Annotated in this window: 16 protein-coding genes; 4 read left to right on the top strand and 12 right to left on the bottom strand. The window is 49.8% G+C overall.

Annotated features, from left to right (window positions below):
- Window positions 1-45: 45 nt before the first annotated feature.
- Complete coding sequence (locus WMO65_RS03745) at window positions 46-1,299, bottom strand: L-rhamnose isomerase (protein WP_033142322.1); 1,254 nt, start codon at window positions 1,297-1,299, stop codon at window positions 46-48.
- Between the two features lie 44 nt (window positions 1,300-1,343).
- Complete coding sequence (gene rhaB / locus WMO65_RS03740) at window positions 1,344-2,744, bottom strand: rhamnulokinase (protein WP_148392661.1); 1,401 nt, start codon at window positions 2,742-2,744, stop codon at window positions 1,344-1,346.
- 162 nt (window positions 2,745-2,906) lie between these two features.
- On the opposite strand from rhaB, the gene WMO65_RS03735 reads away from it, so the two are divergent.
- The gene (locus WMO65_RS03735; protein ID WP_103732494.1) at window positions 2,907-3,881 is read left to right on the top strand and encodes an AraC family transcriptional regulator; all 975 of its coding nucleotides are present in this window, start codon (window positions 2,907-2,909) and stop codon (window positions 3,879-3,881) included.
- A 78-nt stretch (window positions 3,882-3,959) separates the two neighbouring features.
- On the opposite strand, the gene WMO65_RS03730 is transcribed toward WMO65_RS03735, so the two are convergent.
- From WMO65_RS03730 to WMO65_RS03690, 9 genes are all read right to left on the bottom strand, one after another.
- On the bottom strand, window positions 3,960-5,012 hold the full coding sequence (locus tag WMO65_RS03730; protein WP_349063681.1) for an HD-GYP domain-containing protein: 1,053 nt from the start codon (window positions 5,010-5,012) through the stop codon (window positions 3,960-3,962).
- Window positions 5,013-5,245: 233 nt separating this feature from the next.
- Entirely contained in the window at window positions 5,246-6,115 is an 870-nt protein-coding gene (locus WMO65_RS03725) for a DegV family protein (protein WP_148392662.1), read from the bottom strand.
- A gap of 70 nt (window positions 6,116-6,185) precedes the next feature.
- A complete protein-coding gene (locus WMO65_RS03720; RefSeq protein WP_148392663.1) occupies window positions 6,186-7,367 on the bottom strand; it encodes a S41 family peptidase in 1,182 nt (393 codons plus the stop codon).
- Between the two features lie 118 nt (window positions 7,368-7,485).
- A complete protein-coding gene (gene ftsX, locus WMO65_RS03715; RefSeq protein WP_033142317.1) occupies window positions 7,486-8,397 on the bottom strand; it encodes a permease-like cell division protein FtsX in 912 nt (303 codons plus the stop codon).
- A complete protein-coding gene (gene ftsE, locus WMO65_RS03710; RefSeq protein WP_033142316.1) occupies window positions 8,387-9,073 on the bottom strand; it encodes a cell division ATP-binding protein FtsE in 687 nt (228 codons plus the stop codon). The genes ftsX and ftsE overlap by 11 nt, the downstream gene beginning before the upstream one ends.
- 40 nt (window positions 9,074-9,113) lie before the next feature.
- Entirely contained in the window at window positions 9,114-10,202 is a 1,089-nt protein-coding gene (locus WMO65_RS03705; RefSeq protein ID WP_103732495.1) for a PucR family transcriptional regulator, read from the bottom strand.
- Window positions 10,203-10,395: 193 nt separating this feature from the next.
- On the bottom strand, window positions 10,396-11,268 hold the full coding sequence (locus WMO65_RS03700) for a YitT family protein (RefSeq protein WP_103731770.1): 873 nt from the start codon (window positions 11,266-11,268) through the stop codon (window positions 10,396-10,398).
- 1 nt (window position 11,269) lies between these two features.
- The gene (locus tag WMO65_RS03695; RefSeq protein ID WP_033142388.1) at window positions 11,270-11,971 is read right to left on the bottom strand and encodes a WecB/TagA/CpsF family glycosyltransferase; all 702 of its coding nucleotides are present in this window, start codon (window positions 11,969-11,971) and stop codon (window positions 11,270-11,272) included.
- A gap of 141 nt (window positions 11,972-12,112) precedes the next feature.
- A complete protein-coding gene (locus WMO65_RS03690) occupies window positions 12,113-13,105 on the bottom strand; it encodes an alpha/beta hydrolase (RefSeq protein WP_103731769.1) in 993 nt (330 codons plus the stop codon).
- A gap of 160 nt (window positions 13,106-13,265) precedes the next feature.
- Here WMO65_RS03690 and WMO65_RS03685 point away from each other — a divergent pair, with 160 nt between their 5' ends.
- From WMO65_RS03685 to WMO65_RS03675, 3 genes are read left to right on the top strand one after another with little or no spacing between them, the layout of a single operon-like run.
- Window positions 13,266-14,204: an AAA family ATPase gene (locus tag WMO65_RS03685; protein WP_054351909.1), complete on the top strand. Its 939-nt coding sequence runs from the start codon at window positions 13,266-13,268 to the stop codon at window positions 14,202-14,204.
- Complete coding sequence (locus WMO65_RS03680; protein ID WP_033142313.1) at window positions 14,201-15,289, top strand: DUF58 domain-containing protein; 1,089 nt, start codon at window positions 14,201-14,203, stop codon at window positions 15,287-15,289. The genes WMO65_RS03685 and WMO65_RS03680 overlap by 4 nt, the downstream gene beginning before the upstream one ends.
- The gene (locus tag WMO65_RS03675; RefSeq protein WP_349063676.1) at window positions 15,286-17,487 is read left to right on the top strand and encodes a DUF4129 domain-containing transglutaminase family protein; all 2,202 of its coding nucleotides are present in this window, start codon (window positions 15,286-15,288) and stop codon (window positions 17,485-17,487) included. Before WMO65_RS03680 ends, WMO65_RS03675 begins: the two co-directional genes overlap by 4 nt.
- 18 nt (window positions 17,488-17,505) lie before the next feature.
- Here WMO65_RS03675 and WMO65_RS03670 read toward each other — a convergent pair whose 3' ends face one another.
- Entirely contained in the window at window positions 17,506-20,007 is a 2,502-nt protein-coding gene (locus WMO65_RS03670) for an HD domain-containing phosphohydrolase (RefSeq protein ID WP_148393943.1), read from the bottom strand.
- Window positions 20,008-20,043: the final 36 nt, after the last annotated feature.

The following is a 20,043-nucleotide window of genomic DNA, read 5'->3' as shown; positions in this document are numbered from 1 at the left end:
CCATGCCTTTTGCCGGACATGTTTCCCTGCAGCCGCTGCGGTCTGCTATGCGCGTTTGCTGAGCACCTCATTTTCATACTGCTGCACTTCTTTAAACCAGTCCTCTTTTTCCGGAACGCTGCACTGTCCGCAGAAATAATTCCAGACATCCCCAAACGGATACAGCTTCAGCTCTTCCTGGAGCATCATAAGCTCTGTGAATTCACCGTTATTCTGCAGTTCTTTCAGCTTATCATTGGGCTGGAGCAGTGCAAACAGAAACGCTTTCTGCATATTCCGCATTCCCACTACCCATGCACTGATACGGTTGATACTGGCGTCAAAGAAATCCAGTCCTAAAAATACGCGGTCAAGCGCATCATTCCTCACGATCTCTTTTGCGATCTCTTTTGTCTCATCGTCAAACAGCACTACATGGTCAGAATCCCAGCGCACCGGCCTTGTCACATGAAGGGCAAGCTTCTCATTAAATAAAAGCATGGCCGGAATCTTATCGGAAACCACTTCTGTGGGATGATAATGCCCGTTGTCCATCAGACTTAAGATCCCATTGTTGGCTGCATAATTGATGCAGAACTCACTGGACCCCACCGTATAGGATTCCATACCGATGCCGAACACCTTGGATTCCAGGCATACATAGACCTTTGACCTGTCATAGTCAATGGATAAGATCTGGTCCAGAGAATCCTTAAATCTGGCCCTGGGAGACAGACGGTCAGCCGGTACGTCCTTATAGCCGTCCGGAATCCAGATATTCATCACGCAGGGCTGGCCCAGTTCCTCTGCAAAATACTGGGAAATGCGGATGCAGGCCTGTCCGTGGCGGATCCAGAACTGGCGGATCTCCTCATCCGGGCTTGAAAGTGTAAAGCTCTCTGCCTTCTCATGGGAGAAAAATGTGGGATTGAAATCAAGTCCCATGCCTCTTTCTTTTGCAAACTCCACCCATTTCCGAAAATGTTTTGGCTCCAGGGCATCCCTGTCCACGAACTCCCCATCCTCAAAGACAGCGTAATTGGCATGCAGATTCAGCTTGTGCTTTCCCGGGATCAGGCTCAGCGCCTTGTCAATGTCATCCATAAGTTCCTGGGGTGTAGCTGCCTTTCCCGGGTAGTTGCCTGTTGTCTGGATACCGCCGGATAATGGCCCTTCATGGTCAAATCCCTGCACATCATCCCCCTGCCAGCAATGCATGGAAATGTGGATGTTCTTCAGTGTCTCCACTGCCCTGTCTGTATCAACTCCTATATTTTTATAAATCTCTCTGGCGGATTCATATCTCTGTTCTGTCGTCATATTGTTTTCCTCCTGACTTTCCTGTTATTTTTAAAATACTGTTTTCACGGCTCATATATTTTCATCTCAAAAGAATCATAGACACACTGTCTGGCTGCTTTTAAATCTGCCAGAACTCCCTTTGCCATCATCTGCACCATCAGGTTGCCGATAGCAGTTGCCTCCGTAGGACCTGCCAGTACCGTTTTTCCGGTGCTGGCTGCAGTGAGCCGGTTCAGATACCCGGCATTGGCACCGCCGCCTACCACGTGGAGCTTCTTATAATGCATCCCTGTCATTTCCTCTATCTCCCTCACGGTTTTTCCGTAACACTGCGCAAGGCTTCTGTAAATGACACACGCAAGCTGTCCCGGTGTCTTCGGAATCTGCTGTCCCGTCTCCTCACAGTATTCCTGTACGGCCTTGATCATAGATTCCGGTGCCAGAAAACGGCTGTCGTTGCAGTCCACCAGGGAGGAAATCGTCTCCCCGGATGCCATTTCGCACAGCCCGGCAAAGGAATAGGCGTCCTGCAGTTCTTTTTTGAGAGACTGGATCATCCACAGCCCCATGATATTTTTCAGATAACGGAACCTGTAATCATAGCCGCCCTCATTGGTAAAATTCAGCCCTCGGCTTTTCTCCGAACAGTCCGCTTCCTTTCGCTCCACTCCCATCAAGGACCAGGTGCCTGAGCTTATGTACAAAGTTTTATCCTCATTGGAAGGCACAGCCAGAACTGCGGACCCCGTATCATGGGTAGCGGGCAGAATGACCTGACAGTCAAATCCCACTTCTCTTTGTATCTCCTCCGTAAAATTCCCCAGTACCGTGCCCGGCTTTACCACAGGCTGAAAAATCCGCCGGGGATATCCCAGCATTTCAATCAGCTCAAAATCCCAGTCCTTTGTCTTTGGACTCACAAGCTGGGTTGTGGTGGCATTGGTGTACTCAGACGCCTTTCTGCCTGTGAGCAGAAACTGGAAATAGTCGGGCACCAGGAGCATGGCAGATGCCTTTTCCAGACATTCCGGATGTTTTTTCTTCACAGCCATGAGCTGATAGATCGTGTTAAAGATCTGTTTCTGGATCCCTGTCCTTCCATACAGCTCCTGCTCTGGAAGTACCTCATAGACAAGCCAGTCCGTGCCCTCTGTCCTTTTATCCCGGTATCCCACTGCGTTTCCCAGAACCTTGTCCGTATCATCTAAAAGCACAAAGTCCACAGCCCAAGTGTCGATTCCCATACTCACAGGTATCTTCCCGGCCTCCCTGCATTTTTTAAGTCCTGTCTTGATTTCCTCAAATAACTGTTCCAGGTCCCAGCAGGCTTCCCCGTCCTTCACGGTGAGCCCGTTATAGAAACGGTGCATTTCCTCCATCACCATACGTCCCTGCTCCATATGGCCCAGAATGTGGCGTCCGCTGGACGCCCCGATGTCCACCGCCAGATAATATTCTGTCATCCTTTCCGACCTCCTTATGCTCCCATTTTATCGGAAATAACACAAAAGAAAAAGTACACGGTTTGCATAATTTTATAACCTTATTTGCAGTCTGCGGATTGCATTTTTTTCTCCTGCATATTACTATAGATACAGAAGGATTCCATAGGAGGGAGGAAGGCCATGAACCAGGAATTGTTAAAAGAACTGAAAAAGATAACACCGGAGGAGCAGGCACTGCTCAACGGGCAGAAGGGAATCAATCCCTCCCTCTACAATCTTGAGCATTCCATGACCATTGACAACAAAAAGCTGCTGGAGCACGGGAAACTGTTGCAGATCCGCCCTCATACCCGCTTTGTCCATTTCCCGAAACATAACCACAATTACGTGGAGATGATCTATATGTGTTCCGGCAGCACCCGCCACCTGATAAACGGCTCGGAGGTTCTTCTCGGCACCGGGGAACTGCTCTTTTTAAGTCAGACTGCCACCCAGGAAATATTTCCTGCAGGATATGACGACATTGCCGTCAATTTTATCATACTGCCTGAGTTCTTCGGCCAGCCTCTTGATATGATCGGTACGGAGGATAATATGCTGCGGACATTCATCATCGAATGCCTGAAAAACGGCAGCCAGAATGTCCATTATCTCCACTTTAAGGTGGCAGATATTCTGCCTATCCAGAACCTTGTGGAAAATCTTATCTGGACCCTGCACAACAAGCAGCCCAACAAAAGAAGCTCCAACCAGGTCACCATGGGTCTGCTCTTTCTGCAGCTCATGAACTATATCGACAAAGCGGAGATTGGACGGGAGAATTATGAACAGGAACTGCTGCTCACTGTCTTTCAGTATATCGAGGAACATTACAGCGATGGGGAATTGTCTGAGCTTGCACAGGAACTGGGCTATGACCTCTACTGGCTCAGCCGTATCATCAAGCGCCATACAGGAAAAAATTACAAGGACCTGCTCCAGGAAAAGCGGCTGAACCAGGCAGCCTATCTGCTCCAGAACACATCCCTGTCCGTGACGGATATCGGTCTGAATGTGGGATACCACAACTTCAGCTATTTCTATAAGATATTTAAGGCCCGCTTCGGCATGTCTCCCCGCTGCTACCGTCTTTCCAGGGAACCGGAATCCCGCTGAATTTCCGGCACCGGGCAGCGAAGGCAAAAAAGGCGCATCTCCCGGCGTCCGTTCAAACGCCGGTGCAGATGCACCTTTCTACTTCACTCTCTTATAGAGCGCTTTCATCTTATCTTTTGCCCTGCTCAGTCCCTCCATCAGAAGGGGGCTGAAGCAGCCGCATTCCCCGTTGCGTATCATCTCATATGCGGTCTCATGGGAATATGCCTTTTTGTATACACGGTCGCTGACTAAAGCGTCATAGACATCCGCTACAGATACTACCTGCGCCTGGATGGATATCTCATTTTCTTTCAGCCCGTCCGGATATCCCCGTCCGTCCCACCTCTCATGGTGATGCCGGCAGATATCATACGCGTATTTGTACACAGGGTTCTCACGGAACCGTGGTACACTGTCCAGAAGCTCGCATCCCCGTATGGTATGCGTCTTCATGATCTCAAATTCTTCTGCTGTAAGCCTGCCCGGTTTATTGAGAATTCCGTCGGGAATGGCTATTTTGCCCACATCGTGCATGACTGCAGCATCTGCTATCATCGGCAGGTCATTCTCCTCAATACTGCAGGAGGGGTCCAGATCCTTGATAACATGCAGGAGAATCAGTGTCAGATCCCGGATTCTTGTAACATGCTCGCCGGATTCACAGTCCCGGAACTCAATCGCTATGGAAAGTGTCTCGATGATAGAGCTGTTCAGTTCCCGAATCTCCTGGGCCTGTTCCCGGAGCAGGGCTTCCTGCTCATTCACAATGTTATTGAGCCGTATCACATTGCCGATCCTTCGGCGGATAAAGAAGGGAATGATTGGTTTTCCGATAATATCCACAACGCCCAGCTCATACCCTCTTTTCAATACTTCCTGAGAGTTCTCTGCAGTTATCAGAAAGACAGGGATCTTATGCGTAAGCTCCAGCTTCTGCATCTCTTCCAGCACTTCAAATCCATCCATAACAGGCATAATTACGTCAAGCAGTATGGCGGCAAGCCTGTCCTGCTGCTCCATGATAAGCTCCATGGCCTGCTTTCCGTTCTCAGCTTCTAAGATTCTGTAGTCTTCCGAAAAGGTGGCATCCAAAATCGCACGGTTCATTTCCACATCATCTACGATCAGAATTGTCTGTCTGCTGTTCATAAACGCCCCAATGCCTCCTCCCGAAAACCTTCAGAAGAACTCCCACATCTATTGTCCATCGTGCATTTATCCTTTCATACACTTTTTCCTTGGTAAATCCTTCACTTCTATCAGTTTAACTTCTCTTGCTGAAAACTGTCAAGCGCTATATCCTATAATATAAAAAATTCAGTATGTTATCCGATTACTGTGCAAACGCGAAACGCACTGCCGGATACAGCGGACAGCAGCCGTTATCTGTAATCACCAAGGAAAAACAGAGCTACGGTACCGGGGCCGGCATGGGCACCGATGGTAGCGCCTATGGGATTCATCATAACATGGGTTATGCCGAATTTCTCTTCCACAAGCTTTGCCACATACGCGGCGTCTTCCTCACAGTCCCCGTGACTGATCATGATCATCTCATTCTTGCTTTGGTAAGCGCCGACCCGCTCCTCCATCATGGAGACCAGCGTTGCCAGGGATTTCTTCCGTCCTCTCACCTTTCCCACAGGTATCAGCTTGCCCTCATTATCCACGTGGAGCATGGGCTTGATATTTGCCAGTGTCCCCAGAACTGCTGTGGCTTTGGAGACACGTCCGCCCCGGTAGAGATGATTCAGGTCATCCACAGTGAAGACGTGGCAGGTATGAAGGATGTTCTCCCTGACCCACTGTACTACTTCCTCCATGGACCTGCCCTCTGCCTTCATCTTCGCGGCATACCATACAAGCAGGCCTTCCCCCATGGACGCAGCCAGGGTGTCGATCACCTCTATCCTCCTGTCCGGATAAGACTCCCTGAGCTCCTCCGCGGCAACACGACAGCTGTTGTATGTTCCGCTGAGGCCGGATGAGAACGCCAGATATAAAACATCCTTCCCCTCTTTGAGCACCGACTCAAAAATCTCCTCCGCCGCTGTGGGGTTTACCTGGGATGTGGTGGGCATGGAACCTGCTCTCATGCGCCTGTAAAATTCTTTATCGTCAATGACATGTTCCTTATCATATATTTCCCCATCCATGTTGCAGGACAGGCAGAGATAATCCACCTGGTTTTCCTGAAACCATGACAAGGGCATATCCACTGTATTATCTGTCATAATTACATATTCACTCATACGCTGTCTCCCTCTCTTTCCGTTTTAAACAGTTTACCACGGATTGCCCGTCTCTTCAACTGCATTTCCCCTACATTCCCCTGACCACCTCTATGGCTTTCTGAAGCTGGTTATCCTCAGACTTCTCTATGGTAACCTGCTGGCGGAGACTGTCATCCAGCTCTGCCTCCACATCCGGCTCAATCCCCGTTCCGTGGATGTTCCGCCCGTTTGGGGTGTAGTATTTGGCGATGGTGAGTTTTACCGCGCTTCCGTCTGTAAGGGGAATGGGCATCTGTACGATTCCCTTTCCGTAAGTGGTGGTTCCCACCAGCTTGCCGATCCCATAATCCTGCACTGCACCTGAGAAAATTTCTGACGCACTGGCACTGTTTTCATTCACGAGAACCGCCAGGGGGATCTGCAGTTCATTTTCCCCGTCGCAGGTGTATTCTTTTTTGTTCCCGTTCTTATCTTCCGTATACACGATCAGGCCCTTGGGCAGGATCTGCTCCAGAATATCACACACGGAGAGCAAAAGTCCGCCGGGATTATCGCGCAGATCCACGATCAGGCGTTCCATACCCTGGCTCTGCAGGTCCTGAAAAGCAGACTCATACTGGGCAGTTGTCACCTCCGCAAATTCGTAGATCTGGATATATCCGATATGGTCCTCCAGCATCTCATGCTCCACCATGGGAACCTCCACATGCTCCAAGGGAATATCCAGGCTCAGATAATCATTCTCCCCCTCCCTGGCGATCTCCAGGTGGGCTGTTTTATCCTCTGACCCCTTGATGATCTTCACCACCTCTGTCAGTTCCTTGTCCATGACAGCCTCCCCGTTTACCTTATAGATCACATCCCCGGGCAGAAGCCCCGCCTTAGCTCCCGGCGCGCCCTCATAGCATCTGGTGATAGTTACGATTCCCGTTCTCGCATCCTGCTGCAGCACCACGCCCACACCCAGGTACTCACCGTCTGTGCTCTCATTCAGCTTGGCGTACTCCTCTGAGGTGTAATATCCGGAATAAGGGTCCCCGAGACCTGCCACCAGACCTTTGTACAGATAATCCTCCAGTTCCTCCTCGTCTATATCCTCCAGATAATATTCATCTATGATCCCCTCGATCACCTTTGCCTTCTTCACTGTGGAGGCATTCAGCACACCCTTCTGATCCTGCTGCCACAGGTATCCCAGTACACCGCCTCCCATCAAAGCCGTGCAGAGAACACCCAGCAGAAACCCTTTGATATATTTCTTTCTGTCCACTTTTCCAGTTCCTTTCCTGTAATCTATTATAAAATAAAAAAGAAGACACTGCCAAACAGCCCTCCCGCACGGCGGGAGGCAGCATCCATTTGGCAGCATCTCTTCTGTACTTTATCATTTATACCCTTAAATGTTTCCTTACGGATATCATACTTCCAATGAAACCGATACCGATACCAAGACCCACACCTACCGGAAGCAGAATGCGGAATACATGGGATACATCCAAAAACTGCAGGAATCCTGACAAAAGATGGAATTTTGTCATAACGAATTCGATCACCTTATTGTAGAGCACATAAAGGATTCCCATAGGAATGGCCGCGCCCACAATACCCAGCAGGATACCTTCGATGACGAACGGTGCCCTTACAAAGAAGTCCGTGGCTCCGATCAGCTTCATGATCCCAATCTCTTCCTGCCGCACGGAAATACCCATGGTGATGGTATTGCTGATCAGGAAGAACGCAACTGCCAGCAGTATGAATACAATGGCCAGGGACACGTATCCGATCAATTTATTAAATGTGGACAGTGTCTTCTCCGCTGACTGTGACTGGCTGACACTGCGCACACCGTCCAGAGACTGGATATACTCTACAAGCTGGCTCTGTTCCTCAACGTTTTTCAGATACACCTGATAGTTCGCTGAGTTGGCAAGAGGATTATCCTGATTTCTGAATCCCTCTGCCAGCGCCTCGTCACCGCCCAGATAGTCATCACGGAACTCTTCCCACGCCTGGTCGGCAGAGATGTATTTTACTTCCGCAACCTCTTCCCGGGCCTGTATCTTCTGGCCGATCTCATCGATCTGCTCCTGTTTTGTTCCCTCGTTAAAATATACAACAACCGCTACGCCTTCCTCCGCTGTGTGGACGATATATCTGAAGTTCATAACCAGTGCAAGAAACAGTCCAAACAGGAATATACATGCGGACATGGTGGCAATAGAAGCAAGGGAGAATCTTAAATTTCTCCAGATGTTCTTCACACCCTGTTTTAATATGTATGCTATTGTACTAATTCTCATACTGATATCCACCTTCTTGTTCGTCGCTTACAATGACGCCTTTCTTCATGGTAATCACTCGCTTCTTGAATGCGTTTACGATTTCCCTGTTGTGTGTAACGACAAGAACGGTTGTACCGCGCTCGTTGATCTCTTCCAGCAGTTTCATGATCTCAAAAGAGTTCTTAGGGTCCAGGTTACCTGTCGGCTCATCCGCAAGCAGGATGCTTGGACGATTTACCAGTGCCCTTGCCAGGGCAACCCTCTGCTGCTCACCGCCGGATAACTGGTCCGGACGTGATTTGTATTTTTCAGCCAGGCCCACTAAGGTGAGGACCTCAGGCACGCGCTTTTTGATGACACGTGTGGGACGCTCAATGACCCGCTGTGCAAATGCTACATTTTCATAAACATTCCTGTCACGAAGCAGACGGAAATCCTGGAATACAACACCGACTCCCCTGCGGTATTTCGCCACTTTTCTCCGTCTTAACTTGTCCAGGCGCTGTCCGTTTACCGTAATGGTTCCGCTTGTGGGGTCCAGTTCCTTCAACAGCAGCTTTATCAGAGTGGATTTACCTGAGCCGCTGTTGCCCACGATAAAAACAAATTCACCCTTCTCTACGTGAAGCGACACATTGTTAAGCGCCGGCTGGCCCTTACTGTATGCTTTACTCACGCCCTTTAAATCAATCATAAATATCCTCCTGTGTTCCTGATGCCCGCTTCCCCGGATATCAGTAATCAAGTGTCTCCATATACTTCATATATTTCACCACCATCAGGGCTATCTTAAATGTTATGGCATCTTCAAACACACGCAGGTCAAGGCCGGTACTCTTCTGGAGCTTATCCAGACGGTATACCAGGGTATTCCTGTGTATGTACAGCTGTCTTGATGTCTCTGAGACATTCAGGCTGTTTTCAAAGAATTTATTGATGGTGGTCAGTGTCTCCTCATCAAAATCATCCGGAGATTTCCCATCGAAAATTTCCCGGATAAACATTTTGCAGAGAGGAATCGGCAGCTGGTAGATCAATCGGCCGATGCCCAGGGAACTGTAAGCGATCACTTCTCTGTCTCCAAAGAAAATCTTACCAACGTCCAGAGCCATGCGGGCCTCCTTGTAGGAGCGCGATACTTCCTTTAACTCCTTCACAATGGTGCCGTACGCAATGTGCGTCCTGCCATCCTTCTCAATCCCCAGTGTGGTCAGAATCATATTTGCGATCTTATCCACCTGCGGATAATTATCCGTGACAGTCAGCTCTTTTACAATGATAATGCTCTTCTCATCCACAGCAGTGACAAAATCCCCTGTTTTGCCGCCCAATAGATTTTTAATATTTTCCAGAGAGCCGTAATCCTTATCCTGGTTGGTTTCCAGAATAAATACAACTCTGCGCACATCCACTTCGATGTGCAGCTTTTTGGCCCGGTTATGGATATCCACTAAAAGCAGATTGTCCAAAAGCAGGTTCTTAATAAAGTTGTCCTTATTAAACCGCTCTTTGTATGCGGTCAGCAGTCCCTGAATCTGGAAAACCACAAGCTTTCCCAGTGTATAGACATCGTCTCCGGCGCTATTGATAACCAGCACATACTCAAGCTGATGGTCATCGTAAATCTTAAAGAACTGATACCCTTTGATCACCTGACTGTCCGCCTGGGAATTTGCAAAAGCTAGGACTTCCTCCTGTGCACAGACGTTCTCAGAAAAAGTAGATGCCATCACTTTCCCTTCCATGTCCGTGATGTAGAAGTCTGTTCTGGATATGCTTTTCAGCCCGTCCAGAGTGTTTTGTAGTACCTGGTTTGATATCATTCTCTTTCCTTCTTTCATTATATAGTATACTTCCTTGTTTCCATCCCATAAAAACAAAAAACCCTACACTATATACTAATACATAATCGAAAAAAAATAAAGAGAAAATGTTAAATATTACATCTTTTTTTCAAAATGTAACATTTTGTTCACATTTTCCCTTTTCTTTTTACGATTCAGACAGAGGAAAAAATCACATTTCCTCGCCGCTGTGGAAACCTTCTCCAATGACCTCACGGGCATCTGTCACGATCACAAATGCCTTGGGATCGGTCCTGGTCACCAGCTCTTTTAACCGCACGATCTGCTTCTTTCCAACCACACAGAAGAGCATGGTCTTCTCCTCACCGGAATACATACCCCTGGCGGAGATCCCGGTCAGCCCTCTCTCCAGCTCCTCCATAAGACTCTTTGCCAGCTCGTCGTGCAGGTCTGTAATGATGAAGGCGATCTTGGCAAACTTCATACCTTCCAGGAACCCGTCCGTCACTTTTGTGGTGACAAAGATAGCGATCACCGCATAGAGCGCCCTCTGCAGCCCGAAGGTAAAGACGCCTAAAATGACAATGGCCCCATCCACCACCTGCAGGATCTGGGCAATAGAATAATGGCGCATCTTATGCTGAATCAAGGCGGACACCATATCCGTTCCGCCTGTAGTTCCCTGTCCCATGAAGATAAAGCCAATGCCCACCCCCATGATCACACCGCCGAACAGGGCTGCCAGCAGCATATCGTCCGGTATGATGGGAAGCTCCGGTATGAGAAAGAGCCAGAGCGACAGGGCAAGGGCACCGAAGATGGACTTCTTGGTAAATCCCCATCCCTTGATGCTCACCCCGAGGAAGAACAGCGGAATATTTAAGACCGCATTGGTCAGCCACAGGGGGATTCCGCCGGGCATCAGATTCTCTGTCAGGGATTTGATAATGATGGCCAGACCGGAAAATCCTCCGGTCACCATCTGCATATGGTCGTAAATGGAAGTGATTGAGACGGCCATGACAGCCGTCCCGATCAGTATATACACATATGCCCGCCAATTTCCTTTTTTCTCAGCAAGCATGCTATTCTTCTCCTTTTCCCGTATCCTCATTCTCCTCATTATACTGTGATACCAGTTTTTTGAATGTACTCTTTTCCAGAAGTTTTCCCAGCCAGCCCTTTTTTAATCCTGTTTCCTGCTGAATTTCCTGACGCTCCCCCAGGCAGAACAGGATCTTTGTGTTCATCATTTTCCTGTTATCCGCCACAAAGCGCTCAATCCCCATATTCCTGGAGCATGTGAGCACTGCCTGGGGACTGAAAGAGTTGATCTCATTGATGACCCTGTCGATCTGGTCAGCATGAGCCTCCTGCAGGCTGTCTTTTCCCACGATCACAATATCCGGATACTTTTCCTCCACAAAATGACAGAAGGCCTCCGTATCCTCCTCTGTCTCGCCGAGGAGAAACACCTGGTTCTTATAATGGGATAAAAACCAGAACAGCGTGGAAAAGAAACCGTGCCTTGAAGCCTCCTCCTCAAGTCTTTTGTCCTCCACCCCTGCCGCTTTTAGAACCTCCGGTTCATCCACCACGGCCTTGTCCAGAATGCTGATATATTTCTTGAGCTTCTCGTCCTCCTGGGCAGCCATCAGCAGTTTCATGTTGATCACTCCATAGGTGGACAGCGCTTCTTTAAACCAGTTCTCATTGACGCACTCCATCACGTCCTCTACATAGCATTTCTCCACGGAAATGCCAAGTACCTCTATTTTTTCATGCATAATATTTCTCCAGTAATCCCGTACCGCACCCTGTTCAGCACCGCACATACGCTTTATCTTCCTACTATAGCAGACAGACAGAGATTTTTCAAGCCGCACATCCAAGGATTCTTTTCTGCTTTGTTCCTACACTTTGTATTTTCAGCCAAAAACGCCCATTCCATGCGTCTCCAAAAAAGAAAATACCGTATTGTAATACACTCCCGGCGCCTTGTCCGGTGCCTGTGCATGTCCGGCGCCCTCCACAATCAGAATTTCCTTTTCACAGTCTGCCGCATCGTACAGCTCATAAGCCATCTCCACCGGCACAAACGCATCTTCCTGCCCATGAATGATCAGAACAGGGCGCGTGCTTTTCTTCACTGCCTCCAGAGCAGAGGCTTTTTTCAGACTGTATCCCCCGCGCATCTGCAGCATCAGGCCTGCCCCGTCCACCAGGGGAAAGCCCGGAAGATGAAACCAGTCCCTGAGCTGTTTTTTGAAAATACTGTATGCATCCGTGTACGCGCTGTCCGATACCACTGCCTTAACACAGTTCGGAAGTTCTTCCCCTGTCATCATCAGGGCACAGGCGCCTCCCATGGACTGTCCGTGAATGACGATCTGTGCATCCGCGTCCTTTTCCAGTATGGTCTGCAGCCACAGCAGATTGTCCTTCCTGTCTGTCCAGCCCATGCCGATAAAGTCGCCTTCACTGTCCCCGCTGCAGCGCATATCCGGCACCAGGACCTGATATCCTCTTCTCGCATACTCATACGCAATCGGGTACATCTCCTCTTTCCATCCTGTATAGCCGTGCAGAAGCAGAACCCAGTTGTGACTCTCACTCTCCTGGTAAAAGGCCATTCCCTTCAGCAGATAACCATCCGCAGTTGTCACAGACAACGCTTCGCTGTCAGCAGTCTCAGCCCACCTGTTTGTCTTCTCCAGACTGGACATTCTGTTCTGCTCAATATCATCTGTCTGGACCAAGGCTTCATAGCTGTCCTCCGTGATATCTTCAAACGCCTGGGTCTGTTCCATCTTCTCCGGGACCAGTGCCAGGTCCACCACGATATTGGATGCCAGTACGAACAGAATGAGGAGTACCACCAGTGCCGCAGCCAGTCTTTTTAACCATTTTTTCTTCCGCATAAATTTACTGTCACCTTGTAGTTTTTTGTCATATTTTATACATTATACCTGCTTTTCTTCCACTGCGCAATAATTGGCAGATAAAAGCCTTTTTGAACATTTACACTGCTGTCCTGCTTTGTTATTATAATACTATATGAAATAGTAAGGGGGGTCTTATATGCCTCAGTCGGAAACACTGAACATGATCATCGAAAATATGGAGTCCGTGATCGTAGGGAAACGAAAGGCCATCGAGCTGGCACTCATCACCCTGCTCTCTGACGGACACCTTCTCCTGGAGGACGTGCCGGGGGTCGGCAAGACAACGCTTGGGAAAGCCCTTGCCCAGTCTATCCAGTGCAGCTTTGCAAGAATCCAGTTTACCCCTGATACCCTTCCCGGGGATGTGATCGGCATGTCCATGTACCAGATGCAGACCGGAGAATTTTCCTACATTCCCGGCGCTGTGATGAATGATATTCTCCTGGCAGATGAGATCAACCGTACCTCACCCAAGACCCAGGCAAGCCTTCTGGAAGCCATGGAGGAACAGCAGGTCACGGTGGACGGCACCACCTATGCCCTTCCAGGGCTTTTCATGGTCATTGCCACCCAGAACCCTGTGGAGCAGCTGGGCACCTATCGTCTGCCGGAGGCACAGCTGGACCGTTTTCTGATGAAGATATCCATGGGATATCCCGAGACACCAGGGGACGAGGCAGACATTGTCCGCCGTATGGTCAACGGGGAACCCCTGAAAAAACTGGGTCCGGTCACCACCAGGGAGGACATCCTGAAGATAAAGGAAGAGATCAAAACTGTGGCTGTGCATGATGATGTGATGGCCTACGCAGTTGAGATCGCCAGAAATACCAGAAAAAGCAGATATTTATCCCTGGGCGCAAGCCCCAGAGCCGCCATTGCCCTGGTGCGCGCCGCCAAAAGCCGCGCCTATCTGGAGGGCCGCATGTACACCACACCGGAAGATATTGCCGCTCTGGCTCCTCCGGTGCTGCTGCACAGGCTTATTTTGTCCTCCGAAGCACGGCTGGAGGGAAAAAAAGAAAAGGAAATGCTGCAGGAAGCCATGCGGGCAGCTCATGTCCCTGTCTTATGAAAAAAGCCGTCTGTCTGCTCTTCCTCATAGGCAGCACTGTGCTGGTCAGCTTTCAGGGCAAGGCGGTTTCTTATCTGCTCTTCTACTTTGCCCTGCTGCTGCCCCTGCTGGCTCTGCTCTACTCCCTGTACGTTTATTTTCGTTTTAAGATCGTACAGAATGTCTCGCACCTTGTAGTGAAAGGGCAGAAAGTCCCCTATCAGCTCATTCTGGGCAATGAAGACTTTCTGCCCTTTACGGATATTACCCTGCACTTTTATACCGATATGGTCAGCATGCAGCATGACAGCGCAGACCGGGAACTGCAGCATCTCTGTCTCCTTCCCCATGCCCAGAAGCAAGTGGAGACAAAAATGTACTGCAGACACAGAGGCACTTACCCCGTCGGCGTGAAAAGCGTCACAGTCACAGACTTTCTGGGGCTTTTTACCATCACCTACCCCATGATGTCCCAGGTCCGCCTCACAGCCAAGCCCCGCATCCTTCCGCTGGAACGTCTCAGCCTGGCACTGCAGAAAAAGGACCCCAAAAACACACTGTTTCCCACTTCACGTCTCCAGAATCTGCCCGATTACGAAGTCCGGCGTTATCAGAGCGGAGACCCCAAGAAATATATTCACTGGAAAAATTCTGCCAGGACCGGGGAACTTCTCGTGCGCAGACAGATGCCGGAGGAGCTTTTTGAGACCATCCTCATGCTGGATCTAAGTCCTGTACAGGGAGATACGGAAAAACGGCTGCAGACAGAGGACAATATCCTGGAAGCAGCCCTCTCCTATCTGCAGGACTGTTATCTGAAAAAAATCCCTGTGCGGGTAGTCTATATGGATTCGGAAATCCGGGAGATCCTCATAGATGTATGTACCGGGTTTGAAGCTTTTTATGAAAAATGTGCAGATATCTCCTTTGAATCCGCGCTTCCTCTTGAGAAGGTATGGCGCCGGTACACCAGCCGTCTGGCAGGCACCAGAGCCTATATCCTCATTACCTCCTCCCAGACCCCTGCGCTTACAGAGACCATAGAGGAGAGCCGGCTTCTCGGAAATGAAGTGCTGTGCATCTATGCAGGAGAGTTGAATTTATGAAAAAATACCGGGAATTTATTGGCAAATATTATGAGAGCATCCACGGGGCCTGTCTCTGCACAGGCCTTCTTCTGCTGGCTGACTCTTTCTGGGTGCTGCACTGGCCTGCCCTGCTTTTAAGTGCCGGTGCCGTGCTCTTTTCCCTGCTTCTCCACTATGCGGTCCAGAAAAACATTGTCATTCCCGCAGGCTGTATTCTGCTGATCCTGCATGTGATACTTCTCATTTTCTTTTTCATGACCGGCAGGGATCTGTATACTATCCTTCCCTACATACAGATGGAAGCTGCCTGTATCGGAGGGTCTGTGCTGTGCCTCTTTGCGGTCCGGCATCTGTTCCTGACCTTTCCCATCCTGCTTGCGGAGATCACCTGCCTTTTTTATTACGGGGCAGTGGGGGTTCCCCTGTCCAAATGGAATATCTGCCTGATATTCTTCTGCTGCCTGCTGTTTCTGGCAGAGGCTGCAGGAAAGAAAAGAGGCATCGGAAAACAGGAAGTCTTTTTTCTGTCCCCCCTGTTTCTCGCATGCCTTATTCTCATCTGTCTGCTCCCTGTCAAAAGCACGCCCATCCGCTGGGAAACCGTTCGGAAAGCCGCAGGGGCTGTACAGGAAAAAGCAAACGCACTGCTGGTAAATCTGGATTATCTCTTTTCCGGTGCTTCAAACATATACGCCCTGTCCGAAACGGGATACGGTTCAGAGGGCGCGCTGGGCGGAAGCCTGATCCGGTCAGATAAACCACAGATTTCCGTCACCGGAACCATGACCAAATCCCCTCTTTATCTGGCAGGGACCATCTATGACACCTATGACGGGACCTCCTGGAAACCGGAAGAACCCACCGGGCAGGAGCGGGGAAAAGAATATCAGGAGCAATACAGGACGATCAACGAAGCACTGTCCGTTTCCGGGCTGACGGACACGGAGATTCGTTCCCTGACACATGTGTGCTCCATAGAAATAAAATTTGAAGGCCTCAAAACACAAAGCCTGTTCCACGCCCCCAACACCTGGAAATTCCAGCTTCCTTCCTCTCTGAAGCCGGAGGCTCACGGCGGCAATCTTCTGCTTCCAGAACCCAAAGGCGTCGGCTTTGTCTACGGCCTGCAGTATGTGGAGCTTAACTATAAAAGTGAGAATTTCCAAAAACTTCTGTCTGTACGTGGTGATTTTGACAGGGACAATACCCGCCGCTCCCGCATTTTTGAGGACTGCACTTTACTGCCGGAAGATCTTCCCCCCAGGGTATATGAACTTGCCGATGAGATTACGCGAGACTGTGAGACGCCCTATGAGGAGCTGGAGGCGATTCGTACCTATCTGCTGGGTTACAGCTATTCCACCACAACTGAGGTTTTGGAGGAAGGACGTGATTTTGCTGACTGTTTCCTTTTTGACACCAAATCCGGATACTGTACCTCCTTTGCCACTGCCATGGCGGTGCTGGGGCGCTGCCGGGGCATCCCCACCCGCTATGTGGAGGGATTTGCCACAGATCAAACATGCAGCGTGGAGGATACGGAAATCCATCTGGGCGGTTCCAGTGCGCACGCATGGGCGGAAGCCTATCTGGAACCTGTGGGCTGGATTCCCTTTGACTCCACCCCCGGATACTCTGCAAACACGGCATCCCCCTGGGAGGCGGAACCCCAAAAAGATTCTTCTCTCCCCGCGCCTGCAGGCCCCGAAAACAGCAGTCCCCATATGGAGACAGAGGATAACGGAAGCGCCGCCTCTGTCCGGGATACCGAGACAGAAGAGCCTTTTTATAAAAGCTTTCTGCTGATACTGCTGAAGCTTCTTCCTCTCCTCCTCCTTCTTACGGCTGCCTGCATTCTGGCCGGCGCTGTGCTCCTGTTCCGGAAATTCATGCAGCGAAGAGCCTATGCTGCCATGGACAGCTACGGGAAAATGCTCTTCCTCATGGATAAACTCTTCCTGCTCGGCCGGCTGTCAGGCATCCCCTTTGAGGATGGGGAAACTCTGCTTCAATACGAAGAAAAGGCTGCCGGCACACTGGATGTGCCCGGAACAGCCTTAACTGAAATCTTCCGTATGTTCCGGGAAATCCGCTACGGCGGCAGGGAATCCGGACCGGAAACCATACTATATTTAAACAACTATATCCACGCCCTGGAGATTCAGTATCTCCAAGGCTGCTCCCGCACAAAACGCCTGCTGTACCGCCTTAAATAAACGGCGGTCTGTCCGGCGTCAGCGGATTGCGATTCGGCCCTCCCTGATATTTCTGACAAATACAGGAACCAGTTTTGGGTCAAACTGCCTGCCCGCATCCTCTTCCAGATTGTGAAGGGCTTCCTCCACCTCTATGCTGGGCTTGTAGCTGCGGGCAGTTACCATGGCATCAAAGGAATCCGCCACACACAGGATTCTGGCCATCAGCGGGATTTCCTCCCCCCGGATGCCTCTGGGATATCCTTTTCCGTCATATCTCTCATGATGGCCGATCACGGCCGGGATCACATAGTCCAGGGAGGGAAGATGCCGGATAATGCCGATGGACAGCTCCACATGGGATTTCACGATCTCGTATTCCTCATCTGTGAGCTTTCCCGGCTTGTTCAGAATGTTCTCCTCAATCCCGATCTTACCGATATCGTGGAGAAGCCCCGCCTCATATATGATCTTCAGCCCCTCCTCATTCATACCGTACGCTCTTGCCAGCTCCCTTGCATAGTAAGCCACATTCTCCGAATGACTGAAGGTATAGTGGTCTTTCGCGTCAATGGCTGCCGTCAGCGCATAAATAGTAGGCGCATAATCGGAATACACCCCCGGCTGGTAGGACAGCTCAGAAGGGCGTTCCCCGCCATTTCCTTCCTTATAGATGACCGTCCTGTTTTTCCCGGCTTTCTTGGCATAGTAGACAGCCGTATCCGCATGTTCGATCAGTTCATGAAAATCATGGATGGGGCAGACACCCAGGGCGATACCGCAGCTTACGGTCAGCACCTTCATGGCATTTTCCCCGGACGCTTTATTCATCTCCCGCACCAGATCCGATATACGACCCGTCAGTGCCTCCGCTTCACTCTCCGTGACCCCCGGAAGAAGGATTGTAAAGACCTTGCCGGAATATCTGGCTACAATTCCCTTCTCACCCACCTCTCCCCGGATCATCTCAGCGATCCGCTTCAGTGCACCGTCACCTGCTTCTGTGCCGTAGAGCTGATTATACAGCTTGAAATCATCCACGTCGATCATCACAAGGGAACCAAAATCATAAGCCTCACTGTCACAGCACTGTTCCAGCACTTCATAGAAATACCTGCGGTTGGCTACACCGGTCAGATAATCTCTCCTTGCCTCCTCACAGGCCTTCTCATACAGCCTGGAGTTCTGTATGGCAATAAAGGCCACAGAACTGAGAGATTCAAAGAAGCTCAGATCCCCGGGTGTATATCTCTCCCCGTTCTTCTTTCCGGCCAGAAAGATAAGTCCCTGATACTGCTCATCGTCCCTGATCCCGGCTATGCACTCAATCTTATATTTTGGCAGTTGTATGCGCATATCGGCAATGAATTTCTTATATACCGGCACGCTTTTGTATTCCCTCGTAAAAATACACCCGCCGGATTCCCTCAGCAGGTCAAAAACCTTCTCGTCCTTTGATATGACACAGGACAGTCCCTCTGTCTTCCCGCTTCCCAGAGTCAGTCTATAGTCCCCGCTCTCATCCTTGAGAAAAATAAGGACAGCCTCAGCCGGAACTGCTTCCTCTATGGTCTGCATCATCTGTTCCAGAATTCCATCCACATTCGTCAGGTAGGAAACCCCGCTGCTGAATTCTCCGATACTTCTGGACTGCATGATCTCATCTTTTTCAAATACCGTATCAAGGGCTGCCTTGATGATCAGATAGATCACCACTGCCGCAAGCACCATGCTGAAGGAAACCGCCATGGTAAGCTGTGTCTCCTCAAAACCGAAATGCTTTTCCAGAAGGGCGTTATAGTCAGGGATAAAACTGTAAAACAGCAGCATGGAGATCAAAAATGCCGCCACATAGCAGTTGGCCTTTGAAACCAGAAGATTCAGACGGAACAGACGCTTCCGGTACAATGCGTAATATACACACACAGACATGACAATACCGGAACAGATATCAATGGGAAATCCGCTGAAGGCCGGAAATGCGATGCATATCTGTCCCAATGCCAGGGCACCGATGCCATACCACACAGGCCTGAGGCTTTTTCCCGCAAATTTATTTTCCCTGCGGTTCTCATAGACCATACGCCCGCAGGCAGACAGGGCGCCGCCCTCCACCAGAAACGGTATCACTGCCTGCCAGTGCATATGATAAACATAGGCATTGCCGCCGTTCTCCAATCGGAGGACCTGGGGTGCCTGCACAAAAATCTCGTATTTGTAATTCACCAGCAGCATAAGGACAATGGCTGCAGTCCAGAAATAAATACGGTATGTCTTCTCAACACACAGAAATTTCTGCAGAAAATGAAAAAATATAAGCGGAATCATAAAAAGCCCGGTGAGTGACACATGAAACCAGAACCCCACAGAGGGCCAATAGGCAAGTCTCATAAAGAGGGAACCGCTGGCCCATATGACCATGGTCAGCAGAAGTTCCATAAAAGCATAGATCGCCGCATCCTTTTTTGCCGCCAAAAAGGATACCAGCAAAAATATATAACAGATCAGTGCAATAATAGGCACAATTGTAAAGCTGCTCATCTTTCGTTATTTCCTGTCATTTTATTTACCTTTTTA

This window comes from Blautia caccae (assembly GCF_040095955.1).
In the GTDB taxonomy this organism is placed as follows: domain Bacteria; phylum Bacillota; class Clostridia; order Lachnospirales; family Lachnospiraceae; genus Blautia; species Blautia celeris.
This window is presented reverse-complemented; position numbering and strand designations above follow the sequence as displayed.